Below are 2,045 nucleotides of genomic sequence, written 5' to 3' on the forward strand. Positions count from 1 at the left end.
CGTGTCGTCAATGTTGATTCATTTGACATTTCAGACGATATTGATGAATTCATAGAAGATTATCTCGATAAACCTTTTGATGACATTTTTGATAGTCCATTATACAGATGGGCAGTTTTGAAAACAGACGATTCGACTGTGCTTATCGGGGTTGTTCAGCATATTTTACTTGACGGAACCTCACTTTTTTCAATAATACCTCAAGAAATTGAAAGATACATGGATTGCGTTAAAGACAACAGTGAATTTGTTCCAATAGATTACTCCTATGACAGTTATGTTGATGAGGAGATAAAGTATCTCGCTTCAGATGATGCGCAAAACGACAAGAAATATTGGCTTAATTCATTGAAGGATTATAATCAGGACTGGTATTCATTTGATGATTCCGAATTGGGTTATCTTGAAGTCCTGTTTGACAAGACTCATGAATTCAATTACTCTCCATTCGTAACTTCCCTTGCACTTTGTTTCTTATATCTGGCAAAATCCAAAAAGGACAATAAGTTATTCAAAGATTTGGTTTTAAACACTTCAGTTCATGGAAGATACTTCGGACAGGGTGATGCACTGGGAATGTTTGTTAATACAATTCCATTAAGGCTTGAGTATGATGAGGAATTGACATTTGATGAATTGCTTGCATATTCCAAAAAAGTTCTAAAGGAAGGTTTAAGTCATGCAAAATTACAGTTCAGTGAATATACTACTGATTTAAGAAATAACAACATTGACCCTGACTGCATTTCAATGGTTTCAATAGTATCCAACTCAACAGAATATGGCTCCAAATTCCTCACCCTTCAAAAGGACATCAAATTCCCACTTCACTTCAGAATAAATAAGAATTTTTCAGATAAGGACGGCCTACAGTCCATATTTATAGAATATGACAAGTCATGTTTTGAAGCAAGAGAAATAGACTCAATCGGGCAGGGCATTAAAGATTTGGCAAGGCAGGTTGAAAATGATTCTTCCAAAAAATGCAGGGATTATGATATAGAAGAAGTTGAATTCTTTAAGGCTGAAAACTATTATAATAATTTTATCAATTCATTCGATAATCCAACAGCAATTTCACCTGATGTCAGCGGAGATGAAGTTGAATTTACAAAAATTTCCAGGCCAATAGATATTGATAAACTGAAGAATCTCTCTAACAAGTATTCTTTGACAAAAGAAAAATTATTGCTTGCAACTTTCCTTTATGACTTAACCAAGTTTTCATTTTCAAAAGATATTCTGATAGCTTATAATCGTGTTGCAGCAGGATACCACTTCAACACAGATTTAAGTGTGGGAGAATATTTCAACGATTTCAAAAAAACATTTGAAGAGTATAATTCATATCCTCTCATGAATAACAGAAAGCTAAACTTTGAAAGTGAAATATTGTTTTTCATCAGGGAATTCGACAGGAAAGATTATAAATTGGTATTGAATTACGAAAGTGGAAACATTAACATCAGCTATGACAAATCATTCTATTCAAAAGAGCTCATGGAAGCATTTCTAGAGTCAATGGATGTGTTGCTGGATAAGTTTGACTGTGAAGATACTCTGTTGAAGGACATTTCAATCAGGCAGGAAATAGAATTGGATGAAGGATTCGAGATTGAACTTGCAAATGAAGGAATTGTAAACAGGGTATTTGAAGATATTGCATTGAAAAATCCTAAAAAGACAATACTTTATGCTGAAGACGGCCAACTAACATATGATGAATTGAACAGAAAAGCAAACAAAATCGCTAATGCATTAATCAAAAGGGGAGTAAATGTTGAAGATAGAATAATGTTCATGATGAGAAGGAACAGCGATTTGATTGCAGCAGTTTTAGGTATTGTCAAAGCAGGAGCAGCGTTCATTCCAATTGATCCTAATTATCCGAAAAACAGAATAGAGCAGATTCTTGAAGACAGTGATTCAAGATTTGTTATCACCTCAGCCGATATTGAATATGATGGTGAAAACAGGATTGATGTTGATGAACTACTCAAAGAAGAGGATGATTCAAATCCAAAAATTGAATTGACTCCGGACAA

1 protein-coding gene is annotated in these 2,045 nt (G+C 34.0%); it reads left to right on the forward strand.

Annotated features, from left to right (window positions below):
• Positions 1 to 2,045: AMP-binding protein (locus tag QZU83_RS10705; RefSeq protein WP_295611969.1), on the forward strand; the 2,045-nt coding region annotated here is incomplete at both ends.

The organism is uncultured Methanobrevibacter sp. (assembly GCF_902771435.1).
In the GTDB taxonomy this organism is placed as follows: Archaea; Methanobacteriota; Methanobacteria; order Methanobacteriales; family Methanobacteriaceae; genus Methanocatella.